Annotated in this window: 12 protein-coding genes and 1 pseudogene; 9 read left to right on the top strand and 4 right to left on the bottom strand. The window is 61.6% G+C overall.

All coding sequences use genetic code 11. The features are described 5' to 3' along the window. Both istB (GP2_RS20105) and istA read right to left on the bottom strand, forming a co-directional pair. Nucleotides 1-786 (bottom strand): IS21-like element helper ATPase IstB (istB, locus tag GP2_RS20105; protein ID WP_006902471.1); only part of this gene is annotated, 786 nt, incomplete at its 3' end. Then, nucleotides 783-2,294, bottom strand: a complete 1,512-nt coding sequence (gene istA / locus GP2_RS20110) for an IS21 family transposase (protein ID WP_006902472.1) — start codon at nt 2,292-2,294, stop codon at nt 783-785. The genes istA and istB (GP2_RS20105), both read right to left, overlap by 4 nt. A 51-nt stretch (nt 2,295-2,345) precedes the next feature. Here istA and GP2_RS21450 point away from each other — a divergent pair. Together GP2_RS21450 and istB (GP2_RS20115) are read left to right on the top strand one after the other, a co-directional pair. After that, nucleotides 2,346-3,684 (top strand): annotated as a pseudogene (locus tag GP2_RS21450) (Mu transposase domain-containing protein). Further along, nucleotides 3,681-4,514, top strand: a complete 834-nt coding sequence (gene istB / locus GP2_RS20115; RefSeq protein WP_006902475.1) for an IS21-like element helper ATPase IstB — start codon at nt 3,681-3,683, stop codon at nt 4,512-4,514. Before GP2_RS21450 ends, istB (GP2_RS20115) begins: the two are co-directional and overlap by 4 nt. 198 nt (nt 4,515-4,712) lie before the next feature. Here the strand turns inward: istB (GP2_RS20115) and GP2_RS20120 are convergent, their stop codons facing one another. Both GP2_RS20120 and GP2_RS20125 read right to left on the bottom strand, forming a co-directional pair. After that, the gene (locus GP2_RS20120; protein ID WP_006902476.1) at nt 4,713-7,805 is read right to left on the bottom strand and encodes an MMPL/RND family transporter; all 3,093 of its coding nucleotides are present in this window, start codon (nt 7,803-7,805) and stop codon (nt 4,713-4,715) included. Nucleotides 7,806-7,887: 82 nt separating this feature from the next. Then, entirely contained in the window at nt 7,888-8,226 is a 339-nt protein-coding gene (locus tag GP2_RS20125; protein WP_006902477.1) for a DUF4873 domain-containing protein, read from the bottom strand. 133 nt (nt 8,227-8,359) lie between these two features. Here GP2_RS20125 and GP2_RS20130 point away from each other — a divergent pair, with 133 nt between their 5' ends. The 7 genes from GP2_RS20130 to GP2_RS20160 form a co-directional block, all read left to right on the top strand. Further along, nucleotides 8,360-9,328, top strand: a complete 969-nt coding sequence (locus GP2_RS20130; RefSeq protein ID WP_005195186.1) for an AurF N-oxygenase family protein — start codon at nt 8,360-8,362, stop codon at nt 9,326-9,328. A 161-nt stretch (nt 9,329-9,489) separates the two neighbouring features. After that, the gene (locus tag GP2_RS20135) at nt 9,490-11,010 is read left to right on the top strand and encodes a flavin-containing monooxygenase (RefSeq protein WP_006902478.1); all 1,521 of its coding nucleotides are present in this window, start codon (nt 9,490-9,492) and stop codon (nt 11,008-11,010) included. Nucleotides 11,011-11,057: 47 nt separating this feature from the next. After that, complete coding sequence (locus GP2_RS20140; RefSeq protein WP_006369629.1) at nt 11,058-11,927, top strand: SDR family NAD(P)-dependent oxidoreductase; 870 nt, start codon at nt 11,058-11,060, stop codon at nt 11,925-11,927. After that, entirely contained in the window at nt 11,924-12,994 is a 1,071-nt protein-coding gene (locus GP2_RS20145) for a ferredoxin--NADP reductase (protein ID WP_005195189.1), read from the top strand. The genes GP2_RS20140 and GP2_RS20145 overlap by 4 nt, the downstream gene beginning before the upstream one ends. Beyond that, on the top strand, nt 12,984-13,889 hold the full coding sequence (locus GP2_RS20150) for an alpha/beta fold hydrolase (RefSeq protein WP_010844919.1): 906 nt from the start codon (nt 12,984-12,986) through the stop codon (nt 13,887-13,889). Before GP2_RS20145 ends, GP2_RS20150 begins: the two co-directional genes overlap by 11 nt. A gap of 89 nt (nt 13,890-13,978) precedes the next feature. Further along, complete coding sequence (locus tag GP2_RS20155) at nt 13,979-14,731, top strand: TetR/AcrR family transcriptional regulator (RefSeq protein WP_006902481.1); 753 nt, start codon at nt 13,979-13,981, stop codon at nt 14,729-14,731. Between the two features lie 435 nt (nt 14,732-15,166). Beyond that, nucleotides 15,167-16,142: IS1634 family transposase (locus GP2_RS20160; RefSeq protein ID WP_006902482.1), on the top strand; the 976-nt coding region annotated here is incomplete at its 3' end.

Consider the following 16,142-nt stretch of genomic DNA (forward strand, 5'->3'; position numbering starts at 1 on the left):
GGTGGGTGGTACCTCCGTTCGGTGTGTCATGCGGTAGGAGTCGCCGTCGGTGATGACGATGGTGGCGTGGTGTAGGAGTCGGTCGAGGATGCTGGCGGCGGTGGTGTGTTCGGGCAGGAAGCGTCCCCATTGTTCGAAGGGCCAGTGACTGGCGATCGCGAGAGAGCGGCGTTCGTAGGCGCCGGCGACGAGCCTGAATAGCAGTTGGGTGCCGGTGTCGTCGAGCGGGGCGAATCCGATCTCGTCGAGGATGAGCAGATCTTGGCGCAGCAGGGTGTCGATGGTTTTGCCGACGGTGTTGTCGGCCAGCCCGCGATACAGGGTCTCCACGAGGTCGGCGGCGGTGAAGTACCGCACTTTGTGTCCGGCGTGCACTGCGGCGATCCCCAGCCCGATCAGGGTGTGACTCTTGCCAGTCCCGGCTGGGCCGATCAAGGCCAGGTTGTGTTGGGCCCGAACCCATTCCAGCGAGGACAGGTATTCGAAGGTGTTGGCCGGGATGGACGATGCGGCCACGTCGAACGATTCCAGGGTTTTGGTGAGCGGGAACCCGGCAGCTTTGAGTCGGTTGCGGATGTTGGAGGCATCACGAGCGGCGATCTCGGCTTCGACCAGGGTCCGCAGTACTTCTTCGGGTGTCCACCGCTGAGTTTTCGCGGTGAGCAGCACCTCGGGTGCGGTGCGGCGGATCGAGGCCAGTTTCAATCGGCGTAGCGCGTGGTCGAGGTCGGCCGGTAGTGGCGGCACTGTTTGGGGTGCAACTGATGTCGATGTTGTGGTGGTCATGACACCTCCTTGTCGCCGGCGCCGAGCTTGTAGGCATCCAGCGAGCGGGTGGGCGCGGTAGGCAGATGCCCGAGCAGTGCTGTGCCGGCCGGTCGCGGGTTGGGGGTGCCGGCTCCGGCATCGAGGATCGAACGCACATCGGCGGCCTTGAACCGTCGGAACGCCACCGCCCTGGTCAGAGCGGTGAGCACCTGTTGATGGCCGTGGGAGGTGACCAGGCCGAGGATGTCATCGAGTTCACCGCCCAGGCGGGTGTTGCCGATCGCCGCGGCACCGACCAGGAACTGCTCAGCAACCTCACCGAGAGCGCAGAACTGTTTCTCCACCGCAGTTTTGGGTCGTGGTGCACGACTGGGCGGTGTGCGTGGCCCCCCGTAGTGGTCGTCGTTGAGGACGACCTCTCCGGGTGCGGCCAGCAGATGTTCGGCAACCATCTCACCGGAGGCGGGTTCGGCGATCAGGAGCCGCTCACCGTCCTGGATGAGGGTCACGGTGGTGCCGATGAGCCGGTTGGGTACCGAGTAGCGGGCCGAGGCGTACCGGATACACGAGAGGCGATCGACCTTACGGGTGACCGGCGGTGGACCGACTTGGGCCCGCAGAGATGGCAACTTCGACAGCACTTCTCGTTCCACATCGAGTTGCTCAGCAGGCACGCACAGTGTGTCGCTGTGGCGGCGGGTGTTGACCTCGACACACCAGTCCCGCGCGGCCCGGTTCGCTGCGTGCACATCCAGCTGCACGTCGTCACGACCTGCGGCGATCTTGGCTTCGGTCCACAACGGTTGCGCCAGATCCGACTGCGCGTACCCGCACAGGTTTTCCACGATCCCTTTCGATTCCGGATCGGCGCCGTGACAGAAGTCCGGGGCGAACCCGTAGTGGGTGGCAAACCGCACATACGTGGGGGTCGGTACGACGACGTTGGCGACGACCCCACCTTTGAGGCAGCCCATCCGATCAGCGAGTACCTTGTTGGGTACTCCACCGATCTCTTCCAACGCCTCGGCGATGAATCCGAGTGTGGTGGTGGATGTTTCGTTGGTGGCGAACCGAACGAACCGCCAGCGTGAGAACGCCAACACCGCGCAGAACATGTGTAGCCCGCCGATCACGGCCCAATCGATGACCAGGTAGTCACCCGGAGCCCACACTGCCGGGCGACGCCCACGATGATGGTCACGGCGCCACTGTGTTTTCTCCTGAGCGACGAGACGACGGAAGTTGCGGGCCGAGCCTGCATAACCCGCCGCTCGCGCTACTGATAGCAGACGTTTCGCGGTGATCCGGCCGCGCGACCGCTCGACTCGCTCAGCGACCAGCTCGGCAACGGTGTCGTAGTTGCGGGCCCGTACCATGCGATCTGGTGGTTGATCGTCGGCCTCGAACCGGTCGACCACACGCTTGACGGTCTTGTGGGTGGTGCCGCACACCTCGGCGGCGGCGCGATAGCTTCCGAGTTCTCGGTAAGCAGAAATGATGTCCATACGGTCCTTCGCAGACTCCAATGGAACTCCCAGGCGGTGACAGTGATCGGTTGGCACCTTCACCGTCATCGCCTGGGCCCTCAGTTCCGGGTCGACACGACGAACACAGGGTGGGGACTTTTATCTGGCCACCAGCGGGGACCTCGACCTGGCCACCAGTGGGGACTTTCTCATGGCCATGGACAGGGGCAGCGTAAGAAGCCGGATGAGGATCCGTTCGAACCGTTCGTCGTGTACGTGACCGCACGCCTGGCCGAGGATCCGCATTTGTGGGCGCGCACGCTGTGCGATGAACTCGAGGAGCTCGGTTACAGCCAGTCGTATCAAACCCTTGACTCGTCAGATCCGGGCTCGTGGTCTGCGCCCGACGTGTGAGCAGTGCGCCTCCGCCATCCACCGACCGAACGCGGTAATCGAGCACCCGCCGGGTGAAGAGACACAATGGGATTGGCTGGAACTACCCAATCCGCCGACCTGCTGGGGGTGGGGATCGACGGCGTACTTGTTCGTCGGATCGTTGGCGCACTCCGGGCGCTAGCGCGGCTATCTGGCACCGAATATGACCCGCCCACACGTGGTCGCCGGCCTCGATCGCATCACCCGCCGACTCGGTGGGGTGACGAAGGTGTGGCGGTTCGACCGGATGGCCACGGTCTGCCATCCGGCCAGCGGCGCGCTGACCTCGGAGTTCGCCGCAGTGGCCAAGCATTACGGTGTTGCGGTGGCGATCTGCCCACCACGACGAGGTAACCGCAAAGGTGTCGTCGAATCAGCCAATCGTGTTGCTGCTCAACGGTGGTGGCGCACCGTGGGCGATGACATCACTGTCGAACAGGCCCAAGCGAGTCTGGACAAGTTCTGTCGTACCCGCTCGGATGTGCGAATGCGCCGCACCCGTGATGGCCGCTACAACGTCGCCACCATCGCCCAACGCGAACCACTGTCTCCAGCACCGGCCACGCCGTTTCCGGCGTTGGTGAGCGAAGCCAGGACGGCGTCTCGTCAAGCGCTCGTCGCCTGGCGTGGAAACCAGTACTCGGTGCCCCCGGAGTTGGCGATGGCTGAGGTGACGGTGACCGAACGCCTCGGCGCGGGCCATATCGACATCGCCACCACCTCGGGGATCGTGATCGCCCGCCACCGCCTCGCCGCACCCGGAACCGGCGCCCAGATACGCGACCACGGCCATGTTGTCGCCCTCGACCAAGCAGCCATGGCTGCTGCGGTCACCGGCGGCAGGCCGCACCGCCGCAAGGAACGCATCCCACCCGGGCAACACGCTCGCGAGGCCGCAGAACGACTGCGCCACAACACAACAACGACAGCAAACCCATCGGTTGATGCCGGACCATCGGTCATCGATATGAGCGTCTACGAACGCGCCGCACAGAACAGGACCCAACTGCCATGACCACCCACACCACCATGCCCGAGCCGCAGAGTCAGGCGGCGGTCTCGACCTATCAGAAGTTGCGGGGCCACCTCGCCGTACTCAAACTCGACGCGGCCGCCGAAGCGTTGCCCTCGGTACTGCAGACCGCTGGCGACGAAGAGTGGTCGATGACCCAGATGCTCGAACATCTCCTAGAGATCGAGGTCTGCGCGACCGAAGCCCGCCGCCTGGCCGGCCGGTTGCGGTTCGCGTGCCTACCGACCCCGGCCACCCTCGACGGCTTCGACTACGACGCCGCACCCGGCGTGGACCGCCACCTCATCCGGGAACTGGGCACCTGCGCCTACCTGGAATCAGCGACCAACGTGCTGCTCATCGGACCGCCCGGCACCGGCAAAACCCACCTCGCAGTCGGACTCGCGCGCGCCGCGGTACACGTCGGCTACCGCACCTACGTGACCACCGCCGCCGATCTGGCTGCCCGCTGCCACAAAGCGGCCATCGAGGGCCGGTGGGCCACCTGCATGCGGTTCTTCGCCGGGCCCACCCTGCTGGTGATCGATGAACTCGGATACCTTCCACTACCCGCCGAGGCTGCGTCGGCACTGTTTCAGGTTGTGGCGCAACACTATTTGAAAACAAGCATCGTGATCACCACCAACAGATCCGTAGCTGAATGGGGTGAAGTCCTCGGCGATACCACCGTCGCCGCGGCTATGCTCGACCGGCTGCTGCACCGCTCGGTCGTGCTCAAACTCGACGGAGACTCCTACCGCCTACGCGACCACCACGCCCGCTCCCAGAACCAGCGCACCGCGACCACACCGACCCGGCGAACGCTAGAGTAGAAGCCGCCTCCGGGTGGGGAATTTCAATGAGCACACCTGGGGAAGATCGATGAGCCTTGTCACACTAGCATTGAGTACCAACACAACTCGTCTATCGCCGGCGAGTGTGCCGCGACATGTACTACCTCGCTCCTAATCTGTTGGGGCAACACCGGGACCGGTTGCCCCAACAGATAGTGGTCGGGATGGTCGGGATGTTCAGGGACCGACGCAAGTCAGATCCCCAGGGGTCCGCCCGCGCGTCGTCTTCTGTGATGGTCCCGGGGCGTGCGGGGAACGGTCGATGTGACCCGGCCACCAGCTCGCATTGCCCAGCAACACGGCCAATGCCGGGACTACTAAGGTCCGCACCAGGAACGTGTCGAGAAGCAGACCGACACCGATGATGAACCCGATCTGCACCATCACATCGATGGAACCGACCATCAGTCCGAACATGCTGGCAGCGAAGATCAACCCGGCCGAGGTGATCACTGACCCGGTGTAGGCGACTGTACGCATTACGCCAACCCGCACGCTCGCCCTCGTCTCCTCTCTCAGTCGTGAGACCAGCAACATGTTGTAGTCAGCGCCCACCGCCACCAAAACAATGAATGACACCAGTGGAGCTGGCCAGGCAATCCCGGCACCGAACATATGTTGGAGTACAAGCACACCGATACCGAGCGCCGCCATGTAGTTCAAGACGACGGTTGCAAGAAGGTACACCGGCGCAACGACGGCCCGCAGCAGCAGCATCAGAATCAGACCCACGATGAGAAGGGTGGCAATGCCAAGCAGTTTGAAATCGTGCGACAACAGCCGCTGGACGTCGGCGTTGATCGCAGGAAAGCCCGCGACCGAAGCGCGTCCGCCCTCCAGCGTGGTGTTCGGCATTGCGTTCTCGGCGACGCTGGACAGCTCGTTCGCGAGCTTCATTGCCTCGGCAGAGTATGGGTCGTAGGCGGTCTGTATCGCATAGCGCACGGTTTTCCCGTCGGGCGAGATGAACTGTCGAGCGACCTGACTGAACTGCTGGTCCTTGAACGCATCCGCGGGGAGATAGAAGCCGGTTGCCGAATCAGAATCGCCGACCTCGCGGGCAGGAGCCCGAAGCTGTGCGGCGACCTGTGCCAGTCCACCGAGTAACTGAAGGTTGCTGTCCACCAAAGCCCCGACTCCATTCGACAACTGACGTGCGCCGTCGGCGAGAACGCCGACGCCGGACTCGAGTTGCGACACCCTGTTCCCGAGGTTCTGCCCACCGATCGTCTGTAGTGCAGAATCCAGCGTTTGAAAAGAACGCTGAAGCTGTGCCATGTCGGTAGAGCCTGGCGCACTCACGCGGCCGAGCTGCGCGGTAAAGTCAGCCACCCTCGCGAGCGACTGATCATCCGCGAGTGCCCGGATGTCGGCCGTCTGCGCGCGCAGTGCCGAGCACTCCGCGATCTGCTGACACCACGGAGCGTCCAATGCGGACAATGCCGGCGCGATCGCATCTGCCGCAGACTGGGCCCGACGGGCGAGTTGAGACAGCTCAGGCGCTTGCTGGGAGAACTGCTGAAGCGTTGGAGCAGCGCTCGCGAGCTGGTTCACCAACGGCCGATACTCGTCGAGTTGTGGGCCAAAGGACGACACCTCGTCGAGCAACCCCGACAGCGGAGCGAGATTGGAGGAGATCTGCTCTTCTAGCTGTGCCAGGCCTCCGGCTAGCTGCTCTGATCCGGTCTTAAGGACGGCCAGATCACCCTTGCGGGCCTGTACATCTCCGGTCTCCTCGGTGATCTTGGTACCGATCTGATCGTTCTGCCAAGACAATTGCGCCTGCTGTAGCTTCTCACCGGTCGGGCGCGTCACGCCAATGACCCTGGTCACGCCGGGAATCTGCGCGACGCGGGATGCCAACTGGTCGAGGTCGGCAAGGCCTTGAGCCGTGCGCATGTCGTTCTCGGACTCCACCACCAAGAATTCCGAGATAATGATGTCTTTCGGGAAGTGGCGGTTGAGCAGCGCGTAGCCTTCGTTGCTCCCTGTGTCAGTTGGCTGCCCCTCGCGATCGTCGTAGGTGATCTGAATTGTTGCGGCTACCAGGGCGAGGCCGATCAACGCGACCACACTGATCGCCAGCAGAGGTACCGGCCGCCGGATAACCATGACTCCGACTCTTCTCCAGTAATCCCGCGTCAGGTCACGGCGGGGAAGGCCGGCACCTCTCTTGGCGGCGAAGGAGAGCACGGGGGGCAACAATGTAACCGTTGCCAAGAATGCGAATGCTATGGCGATTGCGCAGGCCGGACCTAATGTGTTGAACACACTGAGATTGGCGAAGGCCATAGCCAGGAAGGCTAGGGCCACAGTGCCCGCCGATGCGAGAACCACGCGGCCGATAGTTGCATTCGCGTGGGCAATAGCGGCATCAGGAGAGTTGCCTGCTCGAATACCCTCATGGTAGCGGCTTATGAGGAACACCGAATAGTCAACTCCGGCACCGAAGATGATGACGGTCATGAACATCGAGGTGAACTGGGATACCGGCATGCCCAGCTCGCCTAGTCCAGATAGAACTCCGCGACCTACGGCCAAACTCATGCCCACGACAAGCAGCGGCATCAGCGCGGTGAACACCGAACGGTAGACGACGAGGAGGATCACGGCGATCAGCAGCACGGTGGCGACAGTGATCAGGACCAGATCCGACTCGCCCACGGCGAGTTGGTCGCTAAATGTCGCGGGTGGGCCTGTCACACGGACTCTCGTCTCAGTGTCGCGAAAGATTCTCTCCGCGGTGTCGCGTACCGCTGCGACCGCCTCCGCGGTATCGGGTCCCCCGAGTGTGCCGGTCACTCCCACGGGCAGATACCAGGCTTGCTTGTCTTTGCTGAGAGCCTGACTCGCAGTGAGGGGATCGCTCAGCAGGTCTCGGACGGCGATGACGTGCTTGTCGTCCGCCCGCAGGGTGTCGACAAGCACGTGGTATCGATCGCGGGTGTTGTCGGACAGGCCTGCACTGTTCTCCATCACTACGAATACTGTGGTCTTGGCGCCGCGCTCGTCGAAAGCGGCGCCCATACGGTCCAAGGTCTGAAAAGACGGGACTCCGGCCGGGATCGGATCCACAGATTGTTCCCGTATCACTGACTCCAGTTGAGGAAAGAGAAGGCCTAAGCCGATGGCGGCGCCGAGCCAGACCAGCGTCACAATCCCTTTGCGGCGGAGGGTAAACCATGCAACCCGCTCAAGGGTCGGACTGTATTCGCCGAGTTTCTCGCCCCCTCTCGACGGGCGGGTTCGAATGGGAGACGAACTCACCATGTGAAATTTCCTCTCGACCTGAAGTGGGCGACCCAATCGTGCGCACCCGTTATGCGAACGTCCGTGCGGCGGTGGATGGTTGTCACTTGCGGTGGTGCTCGGCCATGTCTTCGACCTCCTCGAGAGTGGTGGGCAGGTGGTATGGGGGGGTGCTCTTACCTGAGATGCGGTATCGGCCCCAGAAGTCGGGATCCCCGACGACACACTCCGCTCGGCCCTCGGGGGTCGTAAATACAGCGATCGCGCGGGCGCCCTTCAGGAGCTCGTCGAGCTCATCATTCTTCTGAATCCGGCCATACCAGGTGTAGAGGCCGTTCAGCGGCTGGAAATAGCCTTTGATCTTCGCTTCGACATGGATCTCCGTCCCGCGGCACACCAGGGTTCCTTCGCCGGAGTAGTCGAGGTCATGGTCGTCAGACATGCAGCCCTACCTTCTTCGCATTGAGCGTTGACAAATAACGCGGTTCGTGGATACTAGCAGTACCAGATACTGCGAGTAATGGGTACTGGGCGCCAGGCCCCGACTCCCAGCCTTGAACGACCGAGGAGAAGACATGACCGTGCAGGATGCCCATATCAAGCCCGACTTTTCACAGGAGGGCATGGCCCGGGTGAACGGGCGCAAGCCCGTCGACATGGAACGATCTGCAGGTCGTCTGTTGCGGTCTTCCGCGGAGAAGTTCTACGACGCGGAGATCGACATCGACTGGGAGTCGCCCTGGGAGGAAGGCAAGTACTTTCTGCCAGAGCACCGGGTGTCGCTATACGGCACCAAACTATGGAACAAGATGACCGAGGAGCAGCGTCGCGAGCTGGGACGCCACGAGATCGTGAGCATCCTCAGTTTCGGCATCTACGCAGAGAACCTCTTGAGTTCGGCGCTCCTGCGCATGTCGGCAAAGGGGGCCCTAACCGATCAGAAGTCCCTATACGCGCTAACAGAAATCGGCGATGAGTCCCGCCATTCCACTATGTTCGCGCGCCTCATTAACAAAACAGGCGTGCCCCCTTACAAGCTCCCTAAGGGCTTCTTGAGCTTCGCAAAGATCCTGCATTTCGTCCCGCTCGGACCGTCGGTGTCCGGAGCCACGCTGCTGATCGAGGAAATCCTGGACCGCGCCCAGCGCGAGGCGATGAACGACCCCAGTATGCAGCCTCAGCTTCGCCAGCTCATGAAGATCCATGTCCTCGAGGAAGCCCGTCACATTACCTTTGCGCGACTGGAGATGATCGAAGGCATGCAGCGTCGACGTAAGGCGACGCGCGCTTGGCACCGAGGGGTGCTTGCCGTCATCGCGAACCTGGCGTACCCGCTGCTCATTAATCCGAAAGTGTACCCCGCAGTGGGAATTAGCCGCTGGCGTGGCGTATGGGCACAACAAACCAGCCCAAACTATCGGACCAACCTGCAGTTCATGTCGGAGCCCATGATTCGGTTCTTCCATGAGGCGGGAATGCTGGAAGGCAAGTTCACAATGGCCATGTGGCGCGCGACGCGGAGCCTTCCCGACGATCTCCGCTGATCTCCGTTCACGCGGCCGAGCCGTCACGGTCGACATCAGTTAGACCTGTGCGGAGCATTCTCGATGGCTTCGCGATCACTTCCGCCTCAACAGATCACCCGCTGCCACTGTGCGCAGGTGATGTGTTGTGCCAACGAACCCACGAGGGAGAAAGCATAAACATGGCATCTTCAACTACCCGGCGCGCCTCGCGCGCCGCCGCCAAAACCGACTCAACCGACGACCCGATTTCGACCAAGATTCTGATCATCGGAAGCGGGTTCTCTGGTCTCGGGATGGCCGCACAGCTAAGACGTCGCGGGTACAGCGACTTTCTAATCCTGGAGAAGGCAAGCTCCGTCGGTGGAACCTGGCGCGACAATACCTATCCGGGCTGTGCATGTGACGTCCCGTCGCTGATGTACTCGTACTCATTCGAAAGTCGAGGTAGCTGGTCGAAGGTGTGGTCGTCACAACCAGAAATTGAGCGGTATCTACAAGACGTCGCGGACAAGCGCGGCGTGACACAAAAGATTCATTTCGGTCAGAAGTTGGTTTCCGGATACTGGAGCGAGTCAGAGTCGCGGTGGCACCTGCGTACTGAGTCCGGACGTGAGTACATTGCTCAGTTCGTAGTTTCAGGAGTCGGTGCGCTGCATATCCCCAATTTTCCCGAAATTTCGGGGATTGAGGACTTTAAAGGCGAAGCGTTTCACTCCGCACAGTGGGATCATTCGGTGGATCTGGAGGGCAAGCGTGTCGCCGTGATCGGCACTGGTGCCAGCGCTATCCAGTTTGTGCCGTTCGTACAGAAGGAGGCCATGTCCCTCAAGGTCTTCCAGCGAACCCCTGCCTGGGTCCTACCCCGCAAGAATTTCACCGTTCCGCCGGCCCTGCGGACTCTTCTGAGCAGACTCCCGATTGCACGTCGTATCGCCAGGTGGTCGGTGTACTGGGGTGCGGAGAGCCTAGCCTTCGGCCTCAACGGTCACTCCAACCTTATGCGGCCAATCGAACGGGTCGCTCGGTGGAACATTGAACGCTCCATCTCTGATCCGGCACTACGCAAGAAACTGACCCCGTCATATCGCATCGGCTGTAAGCGAATTCTGGGGTCAAACGACTATTACCCTGCACTTGCGGCGCCCAACACCACCGTCATCAGCGATCGGATTGAGAGGGTCACCGCTGATTCCATCATCACCTCAGACGGCGTCGAGCACCTCATCGACGTAATTATTTATGCGACCGGTTTTCACGTGACTGATGGTTTCGATCAGCTCGCCCTGAAAGGTGCCACTGGCGAGGATCTCCCGTCCCACTGGCATCAGACGGGGATTAACACGCACCTGGGCATCACGACCGCGGGTTTTCCCAACCTGTTTTTCCTCCTCGGACCCAACACGGGCCTCGGCCACAACTCAGTGGTGTTCATGATCGAGCAACAGATCAAATACATCATGAAGGCCATCGACACAGTAGAAAGCCGAGGCGCTGAGAAGGTTGACGTACGCCCGTCCGTGCAAGAACAGTTCAACACCGACATCCAGCGGAAGCTGGCCAAGGGAGTGTGGACCAACGGCGGCTGCACGAGTTGGTATCTCGACTCGCAGGGCGTCAACCGGACCGTGTGGCCGGGCTTCACATGGCAGTACTGGCGCGCCACAAAAGATTTCGACCCCGCCGAGTACGACATCGCCTGAGCCCGAACGCACGGAGAGACACGATTCGTAGAAATGGTGAGACGACAGTGAGCAATTCTGACCGGCATGATTACACAGGCAAGGTGGCAGTGATCACCGGTGCCGCGTCAGGGATCGGTCGGTCTCTGGCACTCCAGTTGGCGGAGCGAGGTGCCGCACTGGCACTGTCCGACATTGATGAGATGCACTTGAAGGAGACTGCAGAACTTTGCCGCACCACGTATGCGGCGACGGTAACCGCCGCCGTACTAGACGTTGCGGACCGCAGTGCGTTTCAGGACTATGCCGACGGAGTGCGGTCAGAGTCGGGCCACGTCGACATGGTGTTCAACAACGCCGGCGTGGCCTTGGGCGTCGACGTGGTCGACATGACCTGGGAAGACTTCGACTGGCTCATGGGCATCAACTTTGGCGGAGTCGTTAACGGGTCGAAGGCGTTTCTGCCTCACCTGATCGCGTCCGGGGACGGACATCTCATTAACACGTCGAGCGTCTTCGGCTTGATCGGAATCCCCAGCCAGAGCGCATACAATGCCGCGAAATTCGGCGTCAGAGGCTTCACCGAGGCGCTCCGACAGGAGATGAAAATCAGTCGATACCCGGTCACAGTGACATGTGTGCACCCGGGGGGTGTAAAAACCAACATCGTCAACAATGCCCGAGGCGTTTCCGCCATGGGGGCAGACACCGCGACTGTCGCCTCGCTGTTCGACAGGATCGCACGAAGCACCCCGGATAAAGCAGCGGCGACAATCCTCAAAGGTATGGACAAGAAGAAGGCACGAGTGTTGATCGGTGCGGACGCCCGCGGTTTCGACTTCGTGGCACGGGTGATCGGTCCCCGCTACCAGGACATCGCGGCGCCACTGACACGGGCGGGTTACGCGGTCGCACGTAGACAGGGGATCCTCAAGTGACCGTCGAACCCGATGCACGTCCGGCTGCCGCAGCCCGCTCACGCACCTTGCGCGTCTCAGAAGTGACCCAGGAAACGAAAGACTCCGTCACCATTTCGTTCGAGATCCCCGATGCCATGGTCGAGGAGTTCAAGCATGTCCCAGGGCAATTCATCACCGTGAAGATCCCATCTGATCGGACCGGTCATGTCGCACGATGCTACTCGTTGAGCAGCTCGCCTCACGTCGAGGACTTCCGTCTCGAGATCGGGATCAAGCGGACGGAGAACGGTTACGCATCGAACTGGCTGTGCGACAACGCGATGACGGGAATGGAGTTGACCGTCCTCCCGCCGTCGGGGCACTTCACGGCTAAGAATCTCGACGTCGATTTTCTATTCTTTGCAGGAGGAAGTGGGATCACTCCGGTCTTGTCGCTGATTAAGTCGGCGCTTGTGTGCGGCGGGGGCGAAGTCACACTGTTCTACGCGAATCGCGATGCCGAGTCGATCATGTACGAGGGCCAACTGGCGCAGATCGCCTCCGAGTTCCCCGAGCGTTTCACGGTCTTCCACTGGTTGGAGTCGGCTATGGGGATTCCGGCACCTGAGGATGTCGAATCCGCCATACGTGAGCACCGCGGTGCACAGATCTACACCTGTGGTCCGGCGCCGTTCATGGATCTGGTTCAGAAGTCGGCGGAGGCCTGCGGTGTCGAGCACGCCTCGGTACATCGAGAAGTCTTTCAGTCACTGACCGGAGATCCATTCGAGACAGCCACGATGCGTCAGCTCAGTGACGACGATGGTGTGGCGACCGCCACGGTCTATCTGAATGGGCAGTCCATCACGACTGAGTGGCCGCGCAACACTCCGTTGCTCGACGTGCTATTGGCCCAAGGTCACAATGCCCCGTACTCCTGCCGAGAAGGGGCCTGCAGCGCGTGCGTATGCAAGCTGGTTGAGGGTGATGTAGAAATGGCACAAAACCACATCCTCGTTGAAGATGACATCGCCGACGGTGAACGGCTTGCGTGTCAGGCACTTCCGCTGACGGATGCAGTCACGGTGAGCTTCGATGACCTCTGAGATAGCGAGCGAGTCGCGAGGATCGCGGCACCTCGAGGTCCTCTCCTCCGACGGAACCAGGTTGTTCGCCCAGGAATTCGGCCCGGGCCGGGATGCTCCACTTCTAGTCTTTAGTCACGGCTGGGCCTGTCAGGGGCGTTTCTGGCGGCCACAGATCGAACAGTTCGCGGCGACGCATAGGGTAGTGGTCTACGACCAACGCGGACACGGGTGGAGCGACCGGGGCCGGGTACCGTTCTCGGCGAGACTTCTGGCCGATGACTTGGAGGCCGTAGTTCGGGCGGTAGCCACTCCCACCGACAAGGCTGTCGTGGTCGGACACAGCATGGGAGGTATGTCCATCATGAGCTGGGCAGCTGAGTACCCAGCCTCGGTGTCGGAGCTGGCCCGCGGAGTAGTACTGGCAAGCACCGGGCCATCACAGTTGGTGGATCGGTCAACGTTACTCAAAGTTCCCCGCCAGCTACGACCGAGACTTGAACGGGCCTTCGCGGCTAGTCTTGCGGTCGCGGGACCCGAGATGCAGGACACGCGTTTGTCTCGCCGCCTGATTCGTTACGGAACCCTGGGCCCGGGCGCGACTGTCGAGGTAATCGATGAGTGCGCCGACATCGTGTTGCGATGCCCACCACAGGTGCGGGGGATGTGGGGTGCGGTTTTGGCGACAATCGACGTCAGCAGGGGTGTTGACTCGCTGACAGTGCCGGCGGCGGTCATCGTGGGCGATGCCGACAGACTGACCCCGGCGGCCCATTCGGTGGATCTCGCAGCGCGACTGGGTCGGCAGGGCGTTCTATTTGAATTCACTCTTCTCGACAAGGTCGGTCACATGTCCAACCTAGAGGCCGTTGAAGACTTCAATTCAGCTGTGGCCAGGTTAGACAGATCCGCCTGAAGCTCGTCTCATCAACCAATGCCTCGGCCACGCGGGCGCCACGTGCTCACCGGCGCGACGAGTCGTCCATCCTGATAACATAGGAGGCCATGTCTGTAGTCCGTCGAATCTCCGCGGCCCCGGTGAAAGTGCAGCGTCGTGTGCGCGACGCACGAAGCACGCGTTGGGACGACCACCGCGCTGTCGTTAAGGCTGAACTCGTCGACGCGGCTATACGCGCGATCGAAAAGTTCGGCGATGCTGTGAGCATGGACGATATTGCGGAAGAGGCAGGTGCGTCGAAACCTAAGCTCTACCGCCATTTCGGTGACAGAGCTGGGCTCTATTCCGCCGTGGCAGCACGTCTGGGTTCGATGATGTGGGAGTCAGCGCAGTCAACTCTGCTCTCCGGACAGGAAGACAGCTCCGTTGACGAGCTTTTCCGTTCAGCGATCTCTGCATACGTATCCTTGGTCGACGACCATCCGGCGGTCGTCCGTTTCCTCATGACGAATCACATGTTCCAGTACTCTGAGTCCGGCGAGGGAGGGGCCGCAGATCAGCTGAGATCGGCAATGGAGATTATTTCTGACGAGTTCGCTCGTGGCCTCCGAGAGGTCGGCGCCGACGAGTCCCTCGTCGCCGTAGCAGTGGCCTCTATCCTAGGGGCTGGTCTATCAGCGACCCAGTGGTGGATCGATCACGGTCGGCAGAATGGAATGAGCAGGGACTTGTTTGCCGCGCACCTGTGCCAGACCTCGTGGGGGATTATTGACGGCGCTGCGGCCACGGTGGGCGTTCGCTTTCATAGAGACAGGCCCTTCGGAGACCCTGCATTCGCCACTCGCGTCGACCCCGTCTAATCACCCCGCACGAGTGGTCCGCCTGTTGTCACGCACGTGGCACGACAGCTCACTCAAAACGATGTGTATCCCACAAGTCCTGACTGCGGTGTGTGGAAAGTCGGCCTTCAACAGCATCGAAGATTGGTGTCGTCCGCCAATTTGTCTCCCCGCGATGGCCACACCGTGCACTACGCGATCCAAACAAGATTAATGCACCAGCCGGGGGCAGAGATGCTGTCATGACAGGCGGGAGCGGGAATGAACCGCAGTCGTGCATCCGGTCAGACGCGAGTGGGCATCGTTCGAACGAATTCGCTGGCGGTGTCAACGGCCAGTTTGATGTCCCCGCTGGTCCTGACTTGGCTCATTTTCTCCGATTCCGTCGTCGGTGAGGCTGTGACCTGCTGGTTGGGGTCGCGAGGTGGACACTAAATTGGGGTTCTAATCTGAGGTATGGCGTTCGTTCGGACGGTGAAGACAGCCTCGGGTGCGACCGCGGTCCAGATCGTGTACTCCAATCGCAAGGGAGCGCGCACGATCGATCACATCGGTTCCGCGCATACCGAAGCCGAGGTCGCAGCTCTGAAATCGGTTGCTGCACAATGCTTATCTGCGGGTCAAGGCGAACTGGATCTGGGATTGGCTGCGGCGCCGGCGGGCGGGGCATTACCGATCACCAGCAGCCGGATGGCTGTGCTGTGGGACGCCCTTGACGGCATCTACCGCGAACTCGGCTTCGCCGACGCTGCGGGCGGGGACACGGTGTTCCGCGATCTCGTTCTGGCCCGGATCATCGAGCCGACCAGCAAACTCGACTCTCTGCGTGTGCTGGACGAAGTCGGCGTGCACGCGCCTTCGTACGCGACAATCAAGCGGCACCTGCCGGTTTACGCCCACGCTGATTGGCGTGAACGCCTGGCCGCAGCGTGTGCTGCGCACGCCGGCCTCGGGCCCGCCACGTTGGTGCTCTACGACGTCACGACCTTGTACTTCGAGACCGACAAGGCTGACGGGTTCCGGGAGCCCGGATTCTCGAAGGAACGGCGACTGGAACCGCAGATCACGGTCGGTTTGCTCACCGATGCGACTGGTTTCCCGTTGATGATCGAGGCGTTCGAAGGGAACAAGGCCGAGACATTGACGATGGTCCCGACGATCACCTCGTTCATCAAGGCCCACCAGCTGGCCGACGTCACGGTGGTCGCTGACGCCGGGATGATCTCAGCAGCGACGATGGCCGCGATCGAGGCCGCCGGCCTGACGTTCATCCTGGGCGAGAAGATGCCGTCGGTGCCCTACACGATTGACAAGTGGCGCAGCGAGCACCCCGGCGCCGAACCACCTGACGGGCTGACACTGGCCCAACCGTTCCCGGCGAACCACAAGACAAGCTTCAAGAAGAATCGGGTCACCTACTACCGATACAGCC

Origin of the sequence: Gordonia paraffinivorans NBRC 108238, assembly GCF_000344155.1 — a bacterium.
GTDB classification, from domain to species: domain Bacteria; phylum Actinomycetota; class Actinomycetes; order Mycobacteriales; family Mycobacteriaceae; genus Gordonia; species Gordonia paraffinivorans.